Source organism: Streptomyces sp. CO7, assembly GCF_053474865.1.
The window spans coordinates 39,530-41,823 of the sequence record NZ_JBRIOU010000006.1 but is presented as its reverse complement, the minus strand read 5'-3'; the positions used below and the strand labels follow the sequence as shown (position 1 = coordinate 41,823).

The window sequence follows — 2,294 nt, the reverse complement described above, 5'->3', positions numbered from 1 at the left end:
GTACAGCAGTTCACCGCTTTCCCCCCGCACGGGTGTGACCGCGTCACCGTCCACCTTGGTCCGGTCGACGATCTCGACACCGCTCTGCTCGTCGAACGAGGCCGCGCCGATCCCGCGCTCCAGGACCGGCCGGGGAGCCGCGGGCTCACCGTCCACCGTCACCGTCGCCCGCAGCCGGACGTCCTCGCTGGAGGCGCCGACCAGGAACTCGTAGACGCCTGCCTCCAGCCGGGGCCGGTCCAGCGCGACGTCCCAGAAGGCGAGCTCCGACAGCGGAACGTCGAACGAGACGACCGAGGTCCGCCCCGGCTCCAGCACCTCACGCCGGTGCGCGACCAGCTCACGCCGCGGCCGCGGAACGGACGGCGCCACCGCCCGGACGTACAGCTGCGCCACCTCGGCGGCAGCGACGCCGCCCACGTTGGTGAGCGAGAAGGAGACCCGCACCGCGTCCCCCTCGACCCGCGCCGAGAGGTCCCCGTAGGCGAACGCGGCGTACGACAGCCCGTGCCCGAAGGGGAACAGCGGCCGGCCCCCGAAGTACAGGTACGTCTGCCGGGAGGCGATCAGGTCGTAGTCGAGCAGCGAGGGCAGGTCGGCGTCGTCCGCGTACCAGGTCTGCGGAAGCCGCCCCGAGGGCGAGACGTCGCCGGCGAGCACCCGGGCCAGTGCGGTTCCCGCCGCCTGGCCGCCGTGCGCGCTCCACAGCACGGCGGGGACGTCCTCGGCGTCGACCGCGTACGGGTAGGACGACACCAGCGCCAGCACCGTCCGCGGGTTCGCGGCGCGGGCGGCGCGCAGCAGCCGCTCCTGATGCCCGGGCAGCCGCAGCGTCCTGCGGTCCTCGGTCTCACGGCCGTTGATGTGCGGGTCGTTGCCGGCGACCACCATGACCACATCCGCACCGGCCGCGGCCGCGGCCACCTCCTCCTCGCCCCGCGCGGTCCACACCGCACGGAAGACCTCCCCGGCCCCGTCCTCCTTTGCGACCCGCACACCGTCCGCGCCGACCACCACGTACCGTCCGGTGCCCAGGTGCCGCAGCAGATGGCCGTCCTCGTGAGGCTCCAGGCGGAAGGTCTCCTGGACCACCCACCCTCCCGGCCGGTCGGCCGACGCCCGCACGCAGCCGTCCTCCGCGACCGAGAGATGGCGGCCGTCCGGCGCCCGCAGCGTCAGCACCCCCTCGCCCCAGTCGACGACGGCGAACTCGGTGCCCGTCCCCCCGGTCGTCACCGGCGGCAGGTCGGTGCGACCCGTCAGCAGCGCCGGGTCCAGGGCCCCTTCGGCGTCGCGGGCCGAGCCGGAGGCCCCGGCCGCCCGCGGCACCCGCAGGAAGGCGCCCGCGGCGGTCCGCAGCAGGACGCGGTCCACCCCCTCGGCGAACTCCACCCGCTCCGCGCCGAACCGCTCCCGCAGCCCCGCGAGCGGCGTGCGGCCGCGGATCAGGGCCCCGCTGTACCAGTCGACCTTGCACTCGTCGGCGAGCAGGCCGACCACCGCCACCCGGACACCAGGCGCGAGCGGCAGCACGCCCTCGTCGTTCTTCAGCAGCACGACCGCCTGCTCGGCGGCCTCCTCGGCGAGCGCCCGGTGCTCCGGCGTGTCGAAGGCACGGTCCCGCGCGTGCGGCCCCCCGTCCGGGTCGAACTCGCCCAGCCGCAGACGCACCGACAACTGCCGGGCCACGGCACGGTCCAGGTCGGCCTCCTCCAGCAGCCCTTCGTCCAGGGCCCTGCGGATCCGGTCCACCGTCGTCGCACTGTCCTCGCCGTGATCGGTGAAACTGTCCACGCCCGCCCGCAAGGAGGCCGCCAACGCCTGCTCGTGGGTGTCGAAGTAGTGCTCGGAGTCGACCAGGTTCGACGGCGCCCCGGCGTCGGAGCAGACCAGCAGATCCTGGTCCGTCCAGGTGCGCAACGGGTCACGCAGGTACGGCGAGACGTGGTTCGGGCGGCCGTTGACCAGGTTGTACGCGGGCATCACCCCGGCGACCGCGCCCGCCTCCACCGCGCCGCGGAAGGCGCGCAGGTCGTACTCGTGCAGCACCCGCGGACGCACGGAGCTGGACGCGGTGTCGCGGTCCGTCTCGTTGTTGTGCGCCAGCCAGTGCTTGAGCACCGGCGCCGAGCGCCAGTACACCGGGTGGTTGCCCCGCAGGCCACGGGTGTACGCGGCGGCGAGCACCGAGGTGAGGCGGGCGTCCTCGGAGTAGCCCTCCTCGTTGCGGCCCCACAGCGGATGCCGCAGCGGATTGACCACCGGCGCCCACACGTTGAGCCCCACCCGTGCGT

The 2,294-nt window shown here is 74.5% G+C and carries 1 protein-coding gene; it reads right to left on the bottom strand.

Translation table 11 applies throughout. The annotated features are described in order from the left end of the window. Positions 1-2,294, bottom strand: a 2,294-nt coding sequence (locus ACOV8S_RS21535; protein WP_448319532.1) for a beta-glucosidase, incomplete at both ends; no start/stop codon positions are given.